Source organism: Cobetia sp. MMG027, from assembly GCF_027947415.1.
In the GTDB taxonomy this organism is placed as follows: Bacteria; Pseudomonadota; Gammaproteobacteria; order Pseudomonadales; family Halomonadaceae; genus Cobetia; species Cobetia marina.
Window position 1 is genome coordinate 33489 of sequence record NZ_JAQJIO010000007.1, and the last position, 20964, is coordinate 54452.

Sequence of the window (20964 nt, forward strand, 5' to 3'; positions counted from 1 at the left end):
CTGGTTACCTACCAGCATACGCCAGCTGTCTGGAGAGGGACGCGCCATGTCAGACAACAAGAACAATCAGCATCGACCCCCGGGGGGCGAGCAGGACGCTCGCCCCGTCAAACCGGGAGACGATCTGTCGGAATTCGATTTCATCATCGTGGGGGCCGGTTCCGCCGGCTGTCTGATGGCCAATCGCCTCAGCGCCAACCCTGACCACCGCGTGCTGCTCATCGAGGCGGGTGGGCGCGACAACTATCACTGGATCCACATTCCGGTGGGCTACCTGTACTGCATCAACAATCCGCGCACCGACTGGCTGTACCGCACCGAGCCGGACAAGGGGCTCAACGGACGTTCGCTGATCTATCCGCGCGGCAAGACGCTGGGGGGATGTTCCAGCATCAACGGCATGATCTACATGCGCGGTCAGGCGCGGGATTATGACCACTGGGCCGAGGTGACCGGCGACAGCGAGTGGCGCTGGGAGCAATGTCTGCCGGCCTTCATGCGCCATGAGGATCACGCGCGCCTCGACGAGGGCGGGGATGCCGGCCCCGAGCATCGCCAGTTCCATGGTCACGGTGGCGAATGGCGAGTCGAGCGGCAGCGCCTCAACTGGGAGGTGCTGGACGATTTCGCCAGTGCCGCCGAACAGGCCGGCATCCCGCGCACCGAGGACTTCAATCGTGGTAGCAACGAGGGGGTGGCCTATTTCGAGGTCAACCAGCGTTCCGGCTGGCGCTGGAATACGGCCAAGGCCTTTCTGCGTCCGGCACTCAAGCGCGGCAACCTGACCCTGTGGCACTCCACCCAGGTCAATCGTCTGCGGTTCGCGGGCGGCGAGCAGGGCGCAGGGGATGGCACAGGAGCTGGCACGGGGGCGGACGCAGCGAAGGACGCCTCCAGTCTGCGCTGCACCGGGCTGCAGGTGGTGCGTGATGGCAAGCTCATCAAGCTCACGGCGAAGCGTGAGGTCGTGCTGTGTGCCGGCGCCATCGGCTCGCCGCATCTGCTGCAGGTCTCGGGGGTCGGGCCCAAGGCATTGCTGGAGCAACATGGCGTCGAGGTGGTGAAGGACCTGCCCGGCGTCGGCGAGAATCTGCAGGACCACCTGCAGATCCGCTCGGTCTACAAGGTCACCAATGCCAAGACCCTGAACGCCATGGCCAGCACGCTGCTGGGCAAGATGGGCATCGGCATGCAGTACCTGTTCAAGCGTTCCGGGCCGATGAGCATGGCGCCATCGCAGCTGGGGGCTTTCACGCGCAGCAGCGAGGACTACGCCCATCCCAATATCCAGTATCACGTCCAGCCGCTGAGTCTCGAGGCCTTCGGGCAGCCCTTGCATCCCTTCCCGGCGATCACCGCGAGTGTCTGCAATCTCAACCCCACCAGCCGTGGCTCGGTGCGTCTGCAGAGCGCCGACCCGCGCCAGGCCCCGGCCATCGCGCCCAACTACCTGAGCACCGAGGAAGATCGCAAGGTCGCGGCCGACTCGCTGCGGGTCACGCGGCGCATCGCCTCCCAGCCGGCCTTTGCGCGCTACCAGCCCGAAGAGATCAAGCCGGGGGTCGAGTACCAGACTGATGACGAGCTCGCCAGGCTCGCCGGCGATATCGGCACCACCATCTTCCATCCGGTGGGCACCACGCGCATGGGGCGCGCGGATGACCCGATGGCCGTGGTCGACAGCCGCCTGCGAGTGCGTGGCATCCAGGGATTGCGAGTGGCGGATGCCGGCATCATGCCGACCATCGTCAGCGGCAATACCAACTCGCCGACCCTGATGATCGCGGAGAAGGCCGCTGGCTGGATTCTGGAGTCTGCTGTCAGTACCGATTTGGCCGAGCCACTGCCGAGATCGGCCTGACAACGGCCATCTTCCTCCACCCATATCACGGCCTTGCCGATACGCCATGCATGGAGACCTTGCGATACGCCAATCGCAGGGAACTCCCCGTGTCTCAACACCGAACCGCATAACCACAATAACGGTGATCAACATGAGCAGTTCTGCGCCCAAGGCGGCTTCCGGTAGCGAAAGCCAGCCACGCGATTCCCGCGCCTCCCACACGGCCCGCGACGAGATTGACTGGCGGGTATTCCTGCCCTCGGTGCTCGTCATCGCCGGCCTGATCATTCCCATCATCCTGTTTCCTGAGTCCGGTGAGGCTGCCGTCAATACGGCCTTCGCCTTCGCGACCGGCAATTTCGGCTGGCTTTACCTGCTGGCGGGCTTCTCCGTGGTCGTGTTCCTGATCGGTCTGGCGTTCAGCCGCTACGGCAATGTCCGTCTGGGTGGCCCGCAGGACACGCCGGAGTTCTCGTATTTCAGTTGGGTGGCGATGATCTTCGCCGGCGGGATCGGCATCGCCATCGTCAACTGGGCGTGGGTCGAGCCGATCTACTATTTCACCGGCCCTCCCTTCGACGTCAAGGCCGGCAGCGATGCGGCGGCCGAGTGGGCGCTGGCCTATGGGCAGTTCCACTGGGGGCTGACGCCCTGGGCGTTCTACTGCCTGCCGGCGATTCCCATCGCCTATTCCATGTATGTGCGCAACCGCCCGGGCGTGCGTCTTTCCGTGGCCTCAAGCGGCGTGCTCGGCAAGCGTGCCGAGGGGTGGTGGGGCGTGCTGCTGGATGCGGTGGTGGTATTCGGCATCGTCGGCGGTGTCGGCACCTCACTGGGACTGGCGGTGCCACTGGTTTCGCGGCTGGTCAGTGATCTGCTCGGCATCGAGCCGTCCTTCGCGCTCAATCTGGGGGTGCTGCTGATCTGGACGGCGATCTTCTCGGCCAGCGTGTGGTTCGGCTTGGCCAGGGGCATCAGGATTCTCTCCGACATCAACGTGATTCTGGCCATCGTGCTGCTGGCCTTCACCTTCATCGCCGGGCCATCGCTGTTCATGGTGGAAGGCTGGGTCAACAGTCTCGGCACCATGCTGTCGAGCTTCGTGACCATGAGCCTGTGGACCGACCCGGTGGGCGATTCGACCTTCTGGAAGGACTGGACCGTCTTCTACTGGGCCTGGTGGATCGCCTACGCGCCGATGATGGGGCTGTTCGTCGCACGCATCTCGCGGGGGCGCACCATTCGTGAACTGATCATCGCCGAGCTGGTGTTCGGCTCGCTGGGCTGCTGGGTATTCTTCGCGGTCTGGGGCGGTTATGCGCTGGACCTGCAGGTGAGTGGCACCCTGGATGTCGCGGCTGCGCTCAGCGACGGCGGTATCCCCGGCGCCGTGTCCGCGATTCTCGCCACGCTGCCGTTCTCCGAGCTGATCACCGCAAGCTTCATCCTGCTGTGCTTCATCTTCCTCGCCACCACCCTGGACAGCTCGGCCTATGTGCTGGCGTCGGTGACCACCCGTGAACTCTCCGGGTATCAGGAGCCCAGGCGCAGCGTGCGTCTGATCTGGGCCTTCCTGATCGCCGGTGTCGGGGTGGCATTGATCCAGCTGGGCGGCCTCAAGGCGGTGCAGACTTCCACCATCGTGGTCGCGTTGCCGATGATCCCAGTGCTGTTCATCCTGACCTGGTCGCTGGTGCGCTGGTTGCGCCAGGACTTCGCGCGCAAGGTGCTGGAACCGCATCTGGTGCTGGAGACTCCCAGTCCGCGCGATGACGCCAAGTCTCGCTGAGTGCACTTTTTCCTGTCTCTCTCAACACATGACGCTCACCGGGGCTGACGCGACCCGCAGCCCCTCTGGCCAGAAGGACCGCACCGATGACATTTCACTCCGAAACCCGCCTGCCGCTGACTGACGTCAAGGTCATCGATTTCGGTCAATACATGGCGGGCCCGGCCGTCGCCATGATCCTCGCCGACCTGGGCGCCACCGTGGTTCACGTCGACCCGCCCGGCGGGCCGATGTGGCAGTCGCCGGCCAACGCCACGCTCAATCGCAACAAGCTGATCGTCTCGCTGGACCTCAAGTCCGCGGAGGGTGTCGAGCAGGCACTGGCGCTGATCGAGGAGGCCGACATCGTGATCGAAAGCTTCCGTCCCGGGGTCATGAAGCGGCTGGGTATTGACTTCGAGGCATTGCGGGAGGAGCGCAATGAGCTGATCACGCTGTCGATTCCCGGCTTTGCCTCCAATGACACCCTGCGCCGCGACTGGCGTGCCTTCGAGAGCGTGATCGCCGCCAATTCCGGTGTCTTTACCGACATGGGCCTCAACCGCGTGTTGATGGGCATCAACCCATCCTTCTCGCCGCTGCCGCTGGGCTCGGCCTATGGCACCATGCTGGCGGCTTCCTCGGTGGTGCTGGCGCTGCAGGCCCGTGAGCGCACCGGCATGGGCGACGAGATCGAGGTGCCGCTGGTCTGCGCGCTGATGGAAGGGCTCTGCTACAACTCGATCAAGATCGAGGGCCTGCCGGAGCGCTACAAGACCCAGCGCGAGAAGGAGATCGAACGTCGGCGTATCGAGGGCCAGCCGATGAATCTCGACTACGACGAGCTGCAGGAGCTGCTCGATCCCTTCTATCGTAGCTACAAGTGCAAGGATGGCCGCATGTTCTATGTGGTCTGTCCGAGTCATCGCGAGCACGCCAAGCGCTGCCTGAAGGTACTGGGCCTCTACGATGCGCTGGTCGCCGAAGGCATGAGCGAGGAGCCGGATACCTATCGCCCGAGCAGCGAATGGCAATCCGACATGTCGCTGGGCGTCTATCCGTTGCCCAAGTCCTGGGCGGACCATATCGCGGCGCGCATGAAGGAAGTCTTCCTCACGCGTACCTCCAAGGAATGGGAGAAGATCTTCGGCAAGGGCAAGTTCCCCGGTGCGCCGCAGCGCTGGCTGCAGGAGTGGATCCACGATGACCACGCCGAGACGGCGGGCCTGATGGTCGAGGTCGAGGACCCGGAGTTCGGGCTGATGATCCAGCCCGGCCCGATGGTGTGGATGGCCGACAGCGGCCAGGAGATGCTGACGCCCAGACCGCGCCGCTGGGTGAGTGTCACTCATGCGCTGTCGGTGCTGACCCGCATCGAGACCAAGCTGCCGCGGGTGCGGGCACGCAATGCCCGCGATGGCTGGCTGGAAGGCGTCAAGATCCTGGACCTGTGCAATGTGATCGCCGGGCCGCACTCGGTGGCGTATCTGGCGCGCTTCGGTGCCGAGGTCATCAAGGTCGACCCGGCCAAGCCGTTCTATGACTGCTGGAATACCGTCATCTTCGGCCTGTCGCACATGCGCTCCAAGCGTTCGCTGCTGACCGACGTCAGACAGCCCCGCGGGCGCGCCATCCTGGATGAGCTGATTCGTCAGAGTGATGTGGTGGTCTGGAATGCCACCGACCGGCAGGTGGCCTCCATGGGCCTGAGCGAGGAGGCCATGCGCGAGCTCAACCCGGACGCCGTCTTCTGCCAGTTGGACTGCTTCAGCGGCGTGCTGCCCGGGCCGCGCACCAACTACCTCGGCTATGACGACCTGGTGCAGGCCACTACCGGCATCATGCTGCGCTTCGGCGGCAGCATGGATACCCCCGAAGAGCACGCTCACGTCGGCACCATCGATGTCATGTGCGGCTTTGGCGCGTCGCTGGGGATTGCCACCGCGCTGTATCGCAAGCTCAAGACCGGCCGCACCTCGCGCATCAAGACCTCGCTGTCGGCGTTGAGCGGTCTGGCACAGCTGCCGTTCTGCTACGACTATGAGCGCCGCAGTCTGTTTGACGAGCCCTCCGGTCGTGAGGCGACCGGCTACGATGACCTGGCGCGTTTCTATTCGGCCTCCGATGGCATCCTGCTAGTCAGTGCCTACGAGTCGGAGCTGGAGAAATTCCGCAAGGTCGAGGGTTTGGAAGAGCTGCCGGAAATCCCACGTGAGGAGCGTGCCGCCTACCTGGCACCGCGTTTCATCAGTGCAAGAGCCAATGACTGGGTCGAGCGACTGCAGGCGGCGGATATCGCCGCGGCCGTCTGTGAGAACCTGGAGACATTGCGTTCCTACAACGTCCATCCGGCTGGCGAGCGGACCGGGATCGATGCCGGCAGCTATTCGTTCTCGGTCTACTCGGACCACCCCAGCGGGCACGAGATCACCCAGCTTGACCCCTACGCCATCCGCCCGCGGCGTGGGCGCATCTACCCGCTGTCGCCGGCCGAGAAATACGGCGCCTCGACACGCTCGGTGCTCAGGGAGCTTGATCACAGTGATGAAGAGATCGATCGGTTGATCGAGGAGGGCGTAGTATCTGAAAGCTGGAGTGAGGAGTACCTGCCGAGCTGATCCCGCCATGCGGTGCTTGTTCACCCAAGGGCCGCCGACGGCAAGCAATCGATGGCGCCTGCGACGTTTAAACGCCCCATCTCGTGATTCACGAGGTGGGGCGTTCTTGTGACTCAGTACGTCAGCCAGTGCTGATCGCTCAAGGCCGACTCGTCTGACTCTGAGCTTGCATGGGTCAGCTCGAGCCAGGTGCATGAGAAGTGCTCAAGCGCGGGGCGTCTTGTGACACGAGGTTAACGTCGAAGTTCCGCTCATGAGAGTGGCGCATCGGCTGGCGTGATCCTCGCGATGCAAGGGACGGAAAGTCTGCCGCGTCAGGTGCTGGCTTATGCGTGACAGTCGCCGCTCATGAGCGTTTGAGGCCCACAGGCCGCCGACATTGACGTGTCGGCGGCCTGTTCGCGTCTGGCGGAAATATTGTCGAAGAGGGTGCAAGGAAGGCGCGAGAAGAGAGCAGGAGGGGGGAGTGTGCAGCGCAAGATTGATGAATGAAATTCATGTGTGAATGAGAAAATACCGTGTCGCGATTCATGCTCCCCGCGGTTGCCGGGAAAGTATAATGCGCGTGGAATAAAAAAATGTATAATACCGCGCTCTTTTCATTACGAAAAATTATTGAACACAGCGAACTGCCCGAGCAAGAGCGACGTCTCGCCCCTCTTGCTCGGGCTTTCTCACTAAGGTGGTAGTCGTGCAAGAAGCCGTTCCCCCCGCCAGTGATGGCGATCATCTGGACCCCCGTGTCTTCATTCCCGCCGTATTGGTCATCCTGGCCTTCATCGGCCCCGTCATCCTGTTCCCGGAGGCCAGCACCGCGCTGATCAATGCCGCCTTCGCCTTCGCGACCGGCAAGTTCGGCTGGCTGTATCTGGTGGCCGGTCTGAGCGTCGTCGGATTTCTCATCTGGCTGGCATTCAGCCGCTACGGCAACGTCCGTCTGGGTGGGGCAGAAGACACGCCCGATTTCTCCTACTTCAGCTGGGTGGCGATGATCTTCACCTGCGGGATGGGCATCGCGATCGTCAACTGGGCGTGGGTCGAGCCGATCTACTATTACACCTCGCCGGCCTATCACGTGGCGGCCAAGAGTCGTGAGGCCGCGGAGTGGGCGCTGGCCTTCGGTCAGTTCCACTGGGGGCTGACGCCGTGGGCCTTCTATTGCCTGCCGGGCCTGCCGATCGCCTACTCCATGTACGTCAAGAAGCGTGATGGCGTGCGTCTGTCCGTCGCCTCGCGCGGCGTGCTGGGCCGCCATGCGGATGGCGCCTGGGGCGTGCTGCTGGATTCCATCGTCGTGTTCGGGATCGTCGGCGGCGTCGGCACCTCGCTGGGGCTGGCGGTACCGCTGGTGTCACAGCTGGTCAGCGGCATCCTGGGCATGGATGCCAACTTCGGGCTGGAAGTCGCGGTACTGTGCATCTGGACGGCGATGTTCTCCGCCAGTGTCTGGTTCGGCCTGGCCAAGGGCATCAAGATTCTCTCCGACGTCAACGTGATTCTGGCGATCTTCCTGCTGGCCTTCACCTTCATCGTCGGTGACTCGCAGTTCATGGTCGAAGGCTTCGTCAACAGCCTCGGCAAGACCCTGGGCAACTTCATCCCGATGAGCCTGTGGACCGACCCGGCGGGGGATTCCACCTTCTGGAAGGACTGGACCGTCTTCTATTGGGCCTGGTGGATCGCCTACGCGCCGATGGTGGGGCTGTTCGTGGCGCGTATCTCGCGCGGCCGTACCATCCGTGAACTGATCATCGCCGAGCTGGTGTTCGGCTCGCTGGGCACCTGGGTGTTCTTCGCGGTGTGGGGCGGTTACGCGCTGGACCTGCAGATCAGTGGTGCGCTGGATATCAAGGCGCTGCTGGATAGCGGCGGTATCCCGCTGGCGGTGGAAGGCATCCTGCAGACCCTGCCGTATGCCAAGCTGGTCACGGTGGCCTTCATCCTGCTGTGCTTCATCTTCCTGGCGACCACGCTGGACAGCTCGGCCTACGTGCTGGCCTCGGTGACCTCACGCAAGCTGTCCGGGTATCAGGAGCCCAAGCGCTCGTTCCGCTTGATCTGGGCCTTCCTGATCGCGGCCGTCGGCGTTGCGCTGATCCAGTTGGGTGGCCTGCAGACCGTGCAGACCTCGACCATCGTGGTGGCGCTGCCGATGATTCCGGTGATGCTGATTCTGGCGCTCTCCATGCTGCGCTGGCTCAAGAATGACTTCCCCAAGGAAGAGCTGAATCCGGTGCTGGTCATCGATGACATGCCGGCGTTCCAGCGCAAGTCGAAGAAGGCGAAGCGCCAGGCGTAGTGGCTGGATGCGCTGAAAGATCTGTCGCAAGACTTGATGACAACGGCTCCTCACTTACGGCTCCTCAACATGAGGGGCCGTTGTCGTTTCTGGCAGTGGAGCGAATCAGGGTGCCTCCGGGGTGTCGATGGGCCATGACCTGAGACTTCGCGATGCCTGGATTGCATGACGGGTTTGTATGACAGGAATGTATGCCTGGATTATATGACTGGATTGTATGACTGGGTGCAACAATCGTGGCCTGCTCTGCTGGCGTTCAGGCCATGGGAAAGCTCTCGCTCAAGGCAGGCGATTCTTACCTCTGGCGTGAAAGCCTCGTCATCGGGGCATCTGGCTCAAGGCACACGCGGCAAGCTTGGCCCGCGAACAGGAAACCACGCCACAGTCCTTGCTTGAGAGTGGAAGTAATTGGTGCTGATTCTGCATCATGTTAGTTTTTCGCTATTTCAGGGTTAGCTATTATTTATTTTTGCTATGGGAACTTCTCGCGAATACTCCTCGCCTCGTTACTCCCTGATTTGACGAGGAATTTCCGAGATGCTGAGCGTACGTTTTCCCATGAAGACCCTGACAGCCGTGATGGCGCTGGGGCTTTCTGCAAGCAGTCTGGCGCAGCAGGAAGTGATGACACGTTCCAATGGTGCGCCGATCGGCAACAACCAGGACTCCCTGACCGCTGGTCCGAATGGCCCGACATTGCTGCAGGATCACCACCTGCTGGAAAAGCTGGGGCACTTCGAGCGTGAGCGCATTCCGGAGCGCGTGGTTCACGCGCGCGGTATCGGGGCCTACGGTGAGTTCCGTGCCACCGCGGATCTGACCGACCTGACCGTCGCGGCACCTTTCCAGGACAAGGGCCAGGTGACGCCGGTCTTCGTGCGTTTCTCCAGCGTGATCAACAGCAAGGGCTCGCCCGAGACTCTGCGCGACCCGCGTGGCTTCGCCGTCAAGTTCTATACCGACCAGGGCAACTGGGACATGGTCGGCATCAACTTCCCGGTGTTCTTCATCCGCGATGCGATGAAGTTCCCGGACATGATCCATGCCCTGAAACCGGACCCGCGCACCAACCTGCAGGACCCGAATCGCTACTTCGATTTCTTCAGCCATATCCCGGAAAGCACCAACATGCTGACCTATCTGTACTCACCGCTGGGCGTGCCTGCCAGCCTGCGTGAGATGGATGGCTCCGGGGTCCACGCCTTCAAGTTCGTCAATGGCGAAGGCGACTGGAAATACGTGAAGTTCACCTGGAAGTCGCGCCAGGGCAACCATGGCATGTCGCCGGAAGAGATCGCCAAGGTGCAGTCCACCGACTTCAATCACCTGACGGATGATCTCTACACCCATCTGGACGAAGGCGATGACCCGGTCTGGGATCTCTATATCCAGACGCTGGACCCCAGACAGCTGAATAGCTTCGACTTCAACCCGCTGGATACCACCAAGCTGTGGCCGCAAGACCTGATCCCGGCACGCAAGGTCGGTGAGCTGACGCTGAATCGCGTCCCGGACAACTTCTTCCAGGAAACCGAGCAGGCGGCCATGTCGCCGGCCAACCTGGTACCGGGCATCGAGCCGTCGGAAGACCGCATGCTGCAGGGGCGCCTGTTCGCCTACGCCGATGCCCAGCGTTATCGCCTGGGGGCCAACTACTCTCAGCTGCCGGTCAACGCCCCCAAGGTGGCGGTCCACAACAACCATCAGGATGGCGCGGGCTACTCCGCTCCGCGTTCCGGCTCCATCAACTACCAGCCGAGCCGCAACGCCGACTCGCTGGTGGACGACAGCCAGTACGAATACAAGCGTTACACCCTCAATGGCACTACCCAGCAGCAGCCCATCGGCAAGGAGCAGAATTTCGCTCAGGCCGGGGAGCTGTACCGCTCCTTCTCCGAGGAAGATCAGGATGACCTGATCGAGGTGCTGGGTGGGGATCTGGGCAAGGTCAAGAACGACGAGATCCGCAACATCATGGTCAGCTACTTCTATCAGGCCGACCACGAATACGGCGAGCGTCTGGCCAAGGTCGCTCACGTGGACATGGACGATGTCGAGGAGCTGATCGACGCGCAGCAGAAGTGATCTGACGCGTCGCGTGACAGGGCAGGGGGGGCAATGCCTCCCTGCCATCTTCCCGACCGATTTCTGGACCAACCTCGAGGAGAGAGTCCCATGACCTTGACCGTGAAAGCCCCCATCAGGCAATCCATCACGAACCTTGTCACCTTGATGCTTGCGCTCAGCGTCGCCGTCATGAGTCTGCTCGCCCTTCCGGCGCAGGCGGACGAGGGCATGGACATCATGGATGCCGCGCGTGAGGGCGACAACGCCGCCATCGAACGCTACCACGACCAGGGCGGAGACCTGTCGATCACGGAATCCCACGGCTATACGCCGTTCATCATGGCTGCCTATTACGGGCATACCAGCACTCTGGCCCTGCTCAAGGGGTATGGGGTGGACGCCTGTGCCGTGGATGAAAGAGGCAGCAATGCCTTCATGGGCGTGGCCTTCCGTGGGCATGTCGAGACGGCAGACTGGCTGTTGGCCAATACCGACTGTGATGTGAATCATCGCAATGCCAGTGGCCAGACGGCGCTGATGATGGCCTCGCTGTTCGGGCGGGAAACCATCATCAGGCATCTGCTCGATGCCGGGGCCGACCCCGGAATTGCGGATCAGCAAGGCAATACCGCCGAGTCTCTGGCCGCCGCTCAGGGCCTGTCACGCATCGTCACCCTGGTGAAGTTCAACCTGTAAGGCGTGCAGAGGTTGCCTCTGCCATGCCCGAAGCACCATTGGACGGCTCGGCCGTCCTCTACCCGAGTGCCGCTCCCGCTGGGGCGCTCACTCGACACCACCTGGAGTCTCTCTGAATGAAACGTCTGGTTCCCCTTGTCTGCCTGTCCATGCTCACTGCGGTCAGCACTCTCAGCCACGCAGAAGATAGCGTCTCCGATGCCCGGGTACGTGCTGCCTTGAGCGAGCCTCTGATCGCGGGTCACGCCCACGCGGCGTCCACGCGGCAGGCCGTCTTTGCCGCTACCGGCATGAGCACCTCGGCAGGGCGTGTGCAGCAGGCGCTGGAGCAGCCGCTGCAAGGCGTGCGCGGTGTCGCCGGTGGGATGATGAAAGCCCGCTATCAGGCCAATGATGCTGGCAAGAGTGTTTCTGCAACTCGAGTGGAGCACGCGCTCAACGACAGCGTGTAAGGCTTCGCCTTTCGAGTGATTGAGTGTCTGGCGACCAGCAACAACACCATCAATGGCTGACTCATGACGAAGCCCGTCCTTGCCTTGCGCTCGATGACTCGAAAGATCTCTGGAAAGCCCTGAAGAAAGCTCTGAAGAAAGCCCTGGAGAGAGACTCGCAGAAGGACCCGGGAAAGCCCCCAGGACCACACGCGGAACTCTGCCTCCGCGCTCAGCGCCGGCCGAAAGGCCGCGATGGCATCCTTGCGCAAATGCATGTGACTGACTCGGGCCATCGCCCCTGATGCAGCAGCATGCAGGACGTGTCTTTGCCCAAAGATGACCTTGTCTGAAGCTGACCTTGTCGAAAGATGACCCTGCCCTGAATGTCCTGTCCCGACATTCCTTGCCCGCCTCCGTGCGGGCTTTCTTGCATTCCTTGCCCGCCTCCGTGCGGGCTTTCTTGTCTTGCGCGCCGGTTCGCGGTGCATCAGCTCTTCAGGAATCCGGCCCTGGCCGATCAGGGGTCGAGGCGTGCCACGCGCTGCGAGATCTCTCTGATCAGCGCCGGAAGCTCGCGTGCACTGCGCATCTTCAGCGCCCCGGAGGGCGTGCCGAGGCCGTCCTCATGGTGGGCGAAGTGGATGACATGCATCCCGGCATCCAGCCCGGCTTTCACGCCGACGGCGGCGTCATCGATCACCACACAGCGCTGCGGCGCGAACCCCATCTGCTCGGCGGCGAGGCGATAGAGGCGTGGGTCCGGTTTCCAGACGCCCAGGGTGTAGGCACTGAAGATATGGCCGTCAAAGAAGCGCGCCAGCCCGGTGGTATCCAGCGCCAGGCGTACCTTGCGTTCCGGCCCGTTGGTGACCACGCCGCAGGGGTAGCCGGAGAGCTCCGCCAGTGCCTGAGGCATGCCGGGCATGGCCGTGAGGCGAGCCGCCATCAGGTCCTCGAGGATGGCACGCATGCGGGCCTCCATCTCATCCAGCCGCTCGGGGGCCAGCGCGCCATGATGTGCCTCGAGTTCCGCGACGATGCTGCGAAAACGTACGCCCCGGAAATGATCCAGATACCGGGCGGCCGTGAAGGGCAGGCCGTAGCCGGGTAACGTGCTGGCAAGCGCTTCTGCCAGCAGGACTTCGCTGTCTACCAGAGTCCCGTCAGAGTCAAACAGCAGGCAGAGTTCGGCCATTGATGCCTCGTGGAGTGTCGGAAGTGATAGTCACGACATTAGCAGTTTCCTGAGGGTGGCGGCCATGGGACAAGCCGTTGAATTCACGCCTCTCATGGCGCACGAAATGCGTCCGGGTGGCGGAGTTGCCAGGCGCGACTGACATGGGCGACTGAGTTGGGCGACTGAGTTGGGCGACTGAGTTGGGCGAGCCAATGAGAATACGTCTTCTTTGGATATTTATTGACAGTGTCAACCAACTGCCCATATAGTTGCCCTTTAGCAACCAACTGATGGAAGACCATGGCAACGACCGCTTTGCACGAAGTGCTGCATCGTCTGATGCACGTCTATCGCAAGCAGCTGCGCGATGGCATCCAGCAGCACGGCATCGACTTGCCTGTCCTGCACATCCGGATGTTGAAGAGCATCGTCCGGGTTCCCGAATGCACCGCCCACAAGGTCGGGCAGCTGCTCGGGCAGGACAAGGGGCGTGTCACTCGCGTCCTGAACGAGCTGGAGGCCCGCGGGCTGGTGTCACGACACCAGAACCCGCAGGACCGGCGCAGTCAGCTGCTGCAGGTATCCGCAGCGGGGAGTGACATGCTGGAGCGAGTCAAGGTGCTGGAACAGGAGACGGCCCAGCGCATGGCCGGTGATCTCGGTGATGAGGAGATCGCGGCCTTTCTGAGCACGGCGACTCGCATGATGGACAACGTCTCCGCATGCGGGGATTTCAGTGCTGATGTGCCCAATGGCAATGACGACAGGAGTGCGTGAGATGGCCAAGCCCGCGATGCGAGACCTCGAGGTGATTCGTACCCAGCGTGTCACCGAACACATGTTGCGCGTGACGCTGGGGGGCGAGAATATCGGCTCCCTTCCCGAAGGCCAGGAGAGTGCCTACATCAAGCTGGTCTTCGCGCGTGGGGAAGGTGAGCGACCGATGATGCGCACCTACACCATTCGTCATCAGCGCGCGACCGAGATCGATGTCGATTTCGTGCTGCATGAAGAGGCAGGCCCGGCGTCTGTCTGGGCGGCCAGTGCCAGGCCGGGTGACAGCATCACCATCGGCGGCCCGGGGCCCAGGAAGTTGATCAACATGGCGGCCGACAGCTTCTTGCTGGCGGGTGACATGACGGCGTTGCCGGCGATCAGTGTCAATCTGGCCGAACTGCCGGCGGATGCCCGAGGACACGCCATCATTGAAGTGCCGGATGCGGCTGACATCCAGACGCTTGAGCACCCGCTGGGAATCGAGCTGCACTGGCTGATCAACCCGCAGCCAGACCCGGAAGGCCAGCCGCTGCTGGAGAAGGTTGCCTCGTTGCCGAGACTGGAAGGTCAGATCTCTGTCTGGGCGGCCTGTGAATTCGGCAGCATGCGTGCGCTACGTGCTCACCTCAAGCAGGCCTACGAGATTCCCAAGTCCCACTTCTATGTCTCGAGCTACTGGAAGATCGGTCAGTCAGAAGATGGTCACAAGCTGGCCAAGCAACAGGACGCCGAGACCGAGCAGGCGGACTGACACCGGCGCGTCAGGTGCAAGGCAGGTGGTCCGGACACGAAAAAGCCCCACAGGCAGGCCTGTGGGGCAATCTGACAGTCAACGCATCGCGAGCATCGGCTGACTGACCCGCAAACAGCGGACGGACTCAGAAGCGGTAGCTGGCACCCAGTCGGATGTCACGACCTGGCTCCAGCATGCTGTCGCCACTGCTGAGCAGGTAGCTGCTGTGATCGCTGTAGCGCTTGTCGAACAGATTGTTGACCGCCAACGTCAGAGTCAGATCCTGCCAGGTGGCCGGTGTCCACTGGGCGCGGATGTCGTGCGTCACGTAGCCCGGCTTTTCCTCATCGCCTTGCGCCACGCGCTCCAGGCGCTCCACCGCATTGAGGGTGTAGCCCAGCGTGATGTCGTGGTGCGCAAGACGGTACTGGTGATCCCAGGTCCACTTGTCGCCGGTGGAGGCACCGATGTTCATCTCGTCACCCAGCGGGTCGCCGTCGTTGTTCTTCATGACGACCTTGGCGTAGCCCAGGCGGGTGTCATAGCCACCGACTCCCCAGTTCAGGCTGGCTTCATAGCCACGACTCTCGACGTCGCCATCCAGGTTGTAGAGCACCGCCGGATCACTGCCGCGATCATAGGCCTGGTAGTTCTCGATATCGGTATGGAAGCCGGTCAGCGCGAAGCCGAGGCGATCGCCCTGGGTCAACGCATCCTGCTGGTGCCAATCGAGACCGATCTCGCGCTGGCGAGCGCGTTCCGGCTCCAGTCCTTCCGCGATGGTGACGTCATCCCCGATCAGGATCACTTCCCGCGCCTTGGCACCCCGGATGGCCTCGCCGTAACCGGCATGCAGGGTCAGGTTGTCAGTGGCATCGACACTCAGAATCGCGTTGGGGGAGACCTCGCTGCCACTGACGCTACCCGCCTCGCCGTAATCACTGTCGTAATCATCCAGGCGCGCGCCAACGGACAGAGCCCACGGGCCCAGTGTCATGCGGTTCTGGGCGTAGACTCCCAGGTTGCGTGAGGTGTCTTCGTTGTTGGGGCCAGAGCTGCCTGCGTCATCGGAGCGACGGGTGTCCTGATCATAGAAATCCACGCCAGCCGTCAGGGCATGCGCCAGATCACCCGTCTTCAGGCGGAAGGTGTTGCGAACATCCGCGCCGAATTCGCGGGAGCGGCTGGTGCTGCCACTTTCGACACGATCCAGTTCCTGGGTGGTGTGATAGAGGGTGGTCTTCGTATCGATAAGGTCATTGCCCGGGTGCCAGGCGTGATTGACGGTAAAGGTCTCACGCTCCATTTCCTGATAGGTCGGCTGCTGGCTGCTGAAGCTCGGCATGTGAGGGCGTGTGAAGTAGGTGCCGTGATCGGTGGTGCGCTCGGCACTGATGCGCAGGTCCTGATCATTGACGTCAAGCAGAGACATCTTGAGCAGGTAGCCGCGCTGCTGGCCTGCGGTCTGCTCCTGCTCACCGCCACCGCCGACCTCATAATCATCGCTGTTGCGGCCACTGACATATCCCATCAGACCGAGATTTTCCCCCAGCCGTCCATAGAACGCCGTGGTGCCGGAGGTTGCGTCCGCCGCGCTCTCGGTACCGACGGAGACGCGCGCCCCCATATCCTGACCGGGCTTGAGCAGATCCTGCGCATCCTTGGTCTCGAAGCGGAGGCTGCCGCCAAGCGCCCCCGGGCCATCATCCGCCGTCGCAGGGCCGGTATCGACTTCCGCCTGCTTGAGCAGGGCAGGGTCAATGGTCAGTCGGCCGGTATGGTGGAAGAGATAGCCACCCTGACGCGCGCCATCGATGGTGACGTTCAGGTTGGTGTCTTCCAGTCCACGAACATAGACCTTCTGGCCGATGGCGATGCCGCCACCGACACTGACCCCCGGTTCGGCACGGAAGAGGTCTTCCAGGTCACGAGCCTGGCGTTCTTCGATCTCTTCGGCGCTGATCACGACATTCTGTTCAAGACGGTCTTCGCTGACGACAAGCGTGGACATGTCGCCGGCGAGCGCATGGCTCGTGGCGCCGAGAGTCAATGCGCTGGCGGAAAGGACGGCGGCGGTAAGCGGATGGAGACGGAGATGCACGTGGATTCCCTTGCTTTGAATAGTTATATCTAACGATTGGCAATGCTAATCGTTCTCACTAACTGTTTGCAAGATCCTTGCACAATTTATCGTCAGACGCCTCTCCTGAGTCGTCACGAGCCTGTAAGGCGCGAGCGGATTGCGCTGTGGTAGGTGAGCCGGGGCGGTAGAGGGTGAGAATCAACCGATGCCTCTGGCGATAAGCAGTGCCAGAGGCATGTACTGAGTCGCGTTATTTCAGACCGAACAGACGGAAGGCTTTCTGGCGAAGTTGCTCGCGATGATAATCATTGATCAACGGCAGATCGTAGCAGGTCACGCCTTCCACATAGGTGCCGACGATTCGTTTGCGTTCATTATTGCTACCGAGAGTAATGGATATTGCACAATCAGGCGCTAAATGTGGAAGCATGCTGGTATCTGGCACTAGATCCTGAAAACGACCATCAGAGAATTTGTATTGAATCTTGTGTCTACCCTGGAACGTGTAGCCATCGGTATCGGTTTCTTCAAGGTAGCGCGATCCAATGGTCAGCTTGAAAGCTGCAACTGTCATTACCGCGGTGTTATCTTCCGTGGTATTCCAAGCGACAGCCTGCATATTCTCGTTTGCTTGCCCATCCGCAGCGGTAGCTGTGTAGTCCTTGACTTCGCTGCTTGAATCAATGGCGACAACATTGAACCCTTCAGGCTTCTTGACGCGTTCCATCGGGAAGCCAGGAGCCAGGAAAGCGTTCTGTTTATTGTCATAGTGAGCGGGTTCTGACTGCAGAGCGGCACACCCTGAAAACAATCCAAACGATATGGCAATGCCAGCGAAATATTTCATATGATGTTCCCTATCATTCAATTCAATATTGTTATGAGAGGACTGATTTCATCGAGTCTTCGCCGGCCAGTATGCGATGTGATACTTGTCACGTAAATATATCGTAGTCACGGAAAGAGAATCACTCGGGTCCGGTTTATTTGCGATAACACATAAAAAGCCCGCTATCATGGATGGCGGGCTGTCTTGTCTTTCACCGACGTCTAGCGTTTCAGGCGACTCTTGCCTGGATCACTCAGCGCCTCGCAGGTGCGAGGCGCGAAGGAGCGTTCAGCCCGTCGAGCCTGCCTTCTCGGGGGGCGTCTGCTTGAGCTGCACCGGCTTGCGTATACCGAGGAAGTAGACGAAGACCACTGTCAGCACGACGAAGAACAGGCTGTCCGGTGTGGTGAGGAAGGTCATCGGGTTGCCGTTGGAGAGCGTCAGCGCGCGGCGCAGGAACTCTTCCAGGTTCGGGCCGAGAATGAAGCCGAGCAGCAGCGTGATCACCGGATAATCATGCTTGCGCATCAGGTAGGCGACGATGCCCAGCACCAGCGTCATCATCATCTGGAACACGGAGTAGGTGGCCACGAAGCTGCCGACGACGGCCAGCAATGCGATGGCGCCGTAGAGCACGTCCTTGCGGATGGTGACGATGCGCAGGAAGTAGGGACCCATCAGATAGAGCGTCAGGGGAATCAGGATCAGGGCGCTGAACAGCAGCGAGGCCAGCATCGGCGCGATCAGTCCGGATTGTGACGCCATCAGTTGCGGCCCCGGCTGGATGCCGTTGATCACCAGTACGCCCAGCACGATGGCTGTGACCGGATCGCCCGGAATCCCGAAGGTCAGCATCGGCACCAGAGCGCCACCACAGACGGCATTGTTGGCACTTTCGGCGGCGGCGATGCCCTGGGGATTGCCCTTGCCGAAGCTCTCGGGCTTCTTCGAGGTGCGCACGGTTTCCACGTAGGCGAGGAAGCCGCCCATCGAACCGCCTGCGCCGGGCAGGGTGCCGACCATGTAGCCGATCAACGTCGACTTCAGATAGCAGCCGATGCCGATCTCGCGAATGGCGCTCAGCGGCGGAATGAAATCACGACGCTTGAGCTGTTGGCTGGCCTTGAGCTGCTGGCGGATGGCGGCGTCCTTCTTGCGATTGCCGACCTGGATCAGCAGCTCGCTGATGGCGAAGGTGCCGATGATGACCGGCATCAGGTCGATCCCGGCAGTCAGCTCACTGATGCCGAAGGTGAAGCGCGCCAGTGGCTGCATGGCGTCCAGTCCGATCGTCGCCAGCATCAGCCCCAGGCAGGCTGTGATGCCGGCCTTGCGGATGTTGCCGCGCTGGGCGACCACGATCACGATCAGCGCGAAGGCGATCAGCGCGCACTTGCCGGTGGTCTTGACCAGCAGTGAGGCCTCGGCGATGAACGGTGCCAGCACGATCAACAGCAGCGCACCGAGGCTACCGCCGACCATCGAACCGAAGGAGGCATGACCCAGTGCCAGGGTACCTTCGCCACGCTGTTGCATGGGGTAGCCTTCCAGTGCAGTCATCATCGAGGAGGGCGCGCCGGGGATGTTGATGGTGGTGGCGGTGATGCTGCCGCCGCACATGCCGGCCATGTAGATGCTGGCACACGCCATCAGGGCGGTAGTCACGTCCAGGCTATAGGTAAGCGGCAACAGCAGGGCGAGCGCCAGGGTGGCGGTCAGGCCCGGGATGGCCGAGAAGATGGTGCCGATGACGAAGCCGGCGACCACGTAGAACAGGATGACCGGGTCCAGCAGCAGGGCGAAGCTTGAAAATACCTGAGCGATGAATTCCATGCGTCATCCTCCACTCGTGGCGACGAGAGCGGACAGCTCGAAGGTCGGCAGGTGGACATTGAAGAGTTGTTCGAAGAGCAGATAGCCCAGTGCGGAGATGGCGCAGGCGATCAATGCCTTGCTGATCCATTTCTCACGCCCCGAGAACAGCAGCATCACGCTGAAGACATAGAGCGCGGACGCTAGCAGGTACCCCAGGTGCGAAAACGCCAGGATATAGAGGGCGGTCACCAGCATCAGGCGCAGCGCCGGTGAGAACAGCGGTGCGCTGGCGTCGCCGTCCGTCGTGGAAGACTCCTTGCCGTCATCCGCTGCAGCGCCGCGGCTGGCGCGGTGCTGGCTGACCAGCTGGGCCACGCAGAGCACGAGCGCGATGCACCCGATGAGGGCAGGGAAGAACGAGGCCGTCAGGCGGCCATTGTCCAATGGCGGCGCCATCTGGAAGGCGCTGATCAGATAGAGCGCACTGACGGCCGTCATGACCAGCGTCAGCGGTGTCGCCCCGCTGATCAACCAGTGGCGTCGGGGAGGGGAAGCGGATGAGGACATGACAGAATTCCTTGACGGCGCCCGTTGCCGGACGCCGCTTGACGATGGAAGTGAAGGAGGACGGGTAGACGTCGAGTGGCATCGACACTCAGTGGTGCCGCTTGCCGGCGCGTCTACAGGCCGAGTTCATCCATGGCGGTGAAGGTCTTCTGTTGGTAATCCTCGATCCAGGCATTGACCTCATCGCCGCCCAGCCAGCTGGGCGTGACGCCGACGCCCGTGATCCACTTCTGGAATTCCGGTGTCTCGTAGGCCGTGTGATAGGCATTTTCCAGCGTGCTGACTACCTCATCCGGCGTGCCCTTGGGCACGGCCAGCACGATGAAGCTGCCGGTTTCCAGATTGCCACCCAGTTCACTCATCGGCGGCACTTCCGGGTAGGCCGGATTCTGCTCTGACGAGAATTCGACGATGCCCTGGGCATCCCCGGATTCCAGAATGCCGGAGAAGTCACCCAGGCTCGAGATGGCACCATCGATCTCGCCGGACAGCAGGGCCTCGGCTTCGGCGGTGGAAGAGCCCGGATAGGTGATGACATTGAATTCGACACCGGCTGCGGCTTCCAGGCGGCGAACTGCCAGGTAGGGGCCGGAACCTCGCGGGGCGACACCGATACGCACGGTACCGGGGTTGGCGCGTGCCGCCTCGATCAGCTGCTCATAATTCTCGTAACCGGATTGCTTGGACACCACGATGGCGTCCGCTTCCTTGGTGATGCGAGCGAAGGGAATCATGCGGTCCAGCGAGTAGCCGGGCACCAGGTTGCCGCGAGGCAGGGTGATGATGCTGTCATAGGTCATCACGCCGACGGTATGGCCATCCGGACGGGCCTTGCTGAGTTGCATCAGGCCGGTGGCGGTGATGGCACCCCCGATGTTCTCGACGTAGATCGATTTCGGCAGGTCCTGCTCGGCCAGGTTGCTGATCTTGCGGCTGATGGCATCGGCGCCGCCGCCGGCGGGCCACGGCACGATCAGTCGGATGTCACGCACCGGATAGTCGGCCTGCGCACCGGTGCTGACGAAGGGCGAGGCCGCGACCATGCCGGACAGGGCAATCGGGGCGAGCAACGCCAGCAGTGAACGGGAGCGGGTCCTTGAGCGAGCGCTCGGTGTGAGACGACGTGAGTTGGCTTGACGGGTGTCTTGGCGATTGTCTTGACAGAGCATGGCACGACTCCAGTGTTGTTATGGTTGTGGTCACTCGATACGCATTGATGCAGGAGGGGCGGTGGACGACAGGCCGGCGTGACCTGTCG

Annotated in this window: 15 protein-coding genes; 9 read left to right on the forward strand and 6 right to left on the reverse strand. The window is 62.0% G+C overall.

What is annotated here, in order from left to right:
- The first annotated feature begins 175 nt into the window (after nucleotides 1–175).
- The 7 genes from PJK54_RS10880 (at nucleotide 176) to PJK54_RS10910 (ending at nucleotide 11743) form a co-directional block, all read left to right on the forward strand.
- Nucleotides 176–1861 carry a GMC family oxidoreductase gene (locus tag PJK54_RS10880; protein WP_442870680.1) on the forward strand — a complete coding sequence of 562 codons (1686 nt, stop codon included), beginning with the start codon at nucleotides 176–178 and terminating at the stop codon, nucleotides 1859–1861.
- A gap of 133 nt (nucleotides 1862–1994) precedes the next feature.
- Nucleotides 1995–3632 (forward strand): BCCT family transporter, encoded by a 1638-nt coding sequence (locus PJK54_RS10885; RefSeq protein ID WP_271302811.1) that lies wholly within the window; start codon nucleotides 1995–1997, stop codon nucleotides 3630–3632.
- 86 nt (nucleotides 3633–3718) lie between these two features.
- A complete protein-coding gene (locus PJK54_RS10890) occupies nucleotides 3719–6229 on the forward strand; it encodes a CoA transferase (RefSeq protein ID WP_271302812.1) in 2511 nt (836 codons plus the stop codon).
- 691 nt (nucleotides 6230–6920) lie between these two features.
- Complete coding sequence (locus tag PJK54_RS10895; protein WP_271302813.1) at nucleotides 6921–8528, forward strand: BCCT family transporter; 1608 nt, start codon at nucleotides 6921–6923, stop codon at nucleotides 8526–8528.
- A gap of 537 nt (nucleotides 8529–9065) precedes the next feature.
- Nucleotides 9066–10613: a catalase gene (locus tag PJK54_RS10900; protein WP_271302814.1), complete on the forward strand. Its 1548-nt coding sequence runs from the start codon at nucleotides 9066–9068 to the stop codon at nucleotides 10611–10613.
- A gap of 90 nt (nucleotides 10614–10703) precedes the next feature.
- Nucleotides 10704–11291 (forward strand): ankyrin repeat domain-containing protein, encoded by a 588-nt coding sequence (locus PJK54_RS10905; RefSeq protein WP_167592990.1) that lies wholly within the window; start codon nucleotides 10704–10706, stop codon nucleotides 11289–11291.
- A 116-nt stretch (nucleotides 11292–11407) separates the two neighbouring features.
- Complete coding sequence (locus PJK54_RS10910; protein ID WP_271302815.1) at nucleotides 11408–11743, forward strand: hypothetical protein; 336 nt, start codon at nucleotides 11408–11410, stop codon at nucleotides 11741–11743.
- A gap of 499 nt (nucleotides 11744–12242) precedes the next feature.
- Here the strand turns inward: PJK54_RS10910 and PJK54_RS10915 are convergent, their stop codons facing one another.
- Entirely contained in the window at nucleotides 12243–12920 is a 678-nt protein-coding gene (locus PJK54_RS10915; RefSeq protein WP_271302816.1) for an HAD family hydrolase, read from the reverse strand.
- A gap of 282 nt (nucleotides 12921–13202) precedes the next feature.
- Here PJK54_RS10915 and PJK54_RS10920 point away from each other — a divergent pair, with 282 nt between their 5' ends.
- Nucleotides 13203–13679 (forward strand): MarR family winged helix-turn-helix transcriptional regulator, encoded by a 477-nt coding sequence (locus tag PJK54_RS10920; protein ID WP_271302817.1) that lies wholly within the window; start codon nucleotides 13203–13205, stop codon nucleotides 13677–13679.
- A gap of 1 nt (nucleotide 13680) precedes the next feature.
- A complete protein-coding gene (locus PJK54_RS10925) occupies nucleotides 13681–14430 on the forward strand; it encodes a siderophore-interacting protein (RefSeq protein WP_271302818.1) in 750 nt (249 codons plus the stop codon).
- A 127-nt stretch (nucleotides 14431–14557) separates the two neighbouring features.
- On the opposite strand, the gene PJK54_RS10930 is transcribed toward PJK54_RS10925, so the two are convergent.
- The 5 genes from PJK54_RS10930 to PJK54_RS10950 all read right to left on the reverse strand — a co-directional run bounded on the left by PJK54_RS10930 (nucleotide 14558) and on the right by PJK54_RS10950 (nucleotide 20875).
- Nucleotides 14558–16513 carry a TonB-dependent receptor domain-containing protein gene (locus PJK54_RS10930; RefSeq protein ID WP_271302819.1) on the reverse strand — a complete coding sequence of 652 codons (1956 nt, stop codon included), beginning with the start codon at nucleotides 16511–16513 and terminating at the stop codon, nucleotides 14558–14560.
- A 232-nt stretch (nucleotides 16514–16745) separates the two neighbouring features.
- Nucleotides 16746–17342 (reverse strand): hypothetical protein, encoded by a 597-nt coding sequence (locus PJK54_RS10935; RefSeq protein WP_271302820.1) that lies wholly within the window; start codon nucleotides 17340–17342, stop codon nucleotides 16746–16748.
- Between the two features lie 270 nt (nucleotides 17343–17612).
- Nucleotides 17613–19157: a tripartite tricarboxylate transporter permease gene (locus tag PJK54_RS10940; RefSeq protein WP_271302821.1), complete on the reverse strand. Its 1545-nt coding sequence runs from the start codon at nucleotides 19155–19157 to the stop codon at nucleotides 17613–17615.
- A 3-nt stretch (nucleotides 19158–19160) separates the two neighbouring features.
- Nucleotides 19161–19706: a tripartite tricarboxylate transporter TctB family protein gene (locus tag PJK54_RS10945; RefSeq protein WP_077377607.1), complete on the reverse strand. Its 546-nt coding sequence runs from the start codon at nucleotides 19704–19706 to the stop codon at nucleotides 19161–19163.
- A 113-nt stretch (nucleotides 19707–19819) separates the two neighbouring features.
- A complete protein-coding gene (locus PJK54_RS10950) occupies nucleotides 19820–20875 on the reverse strand; it encodes a Bug family tripartite tricarboxylate transporter substrate binding protein (protein WP_254696518.1) in 1056 nt (351 codons plus the stop codon).
- Nucleotides 20876–20964: the final 89 nt, after the last annotated feature.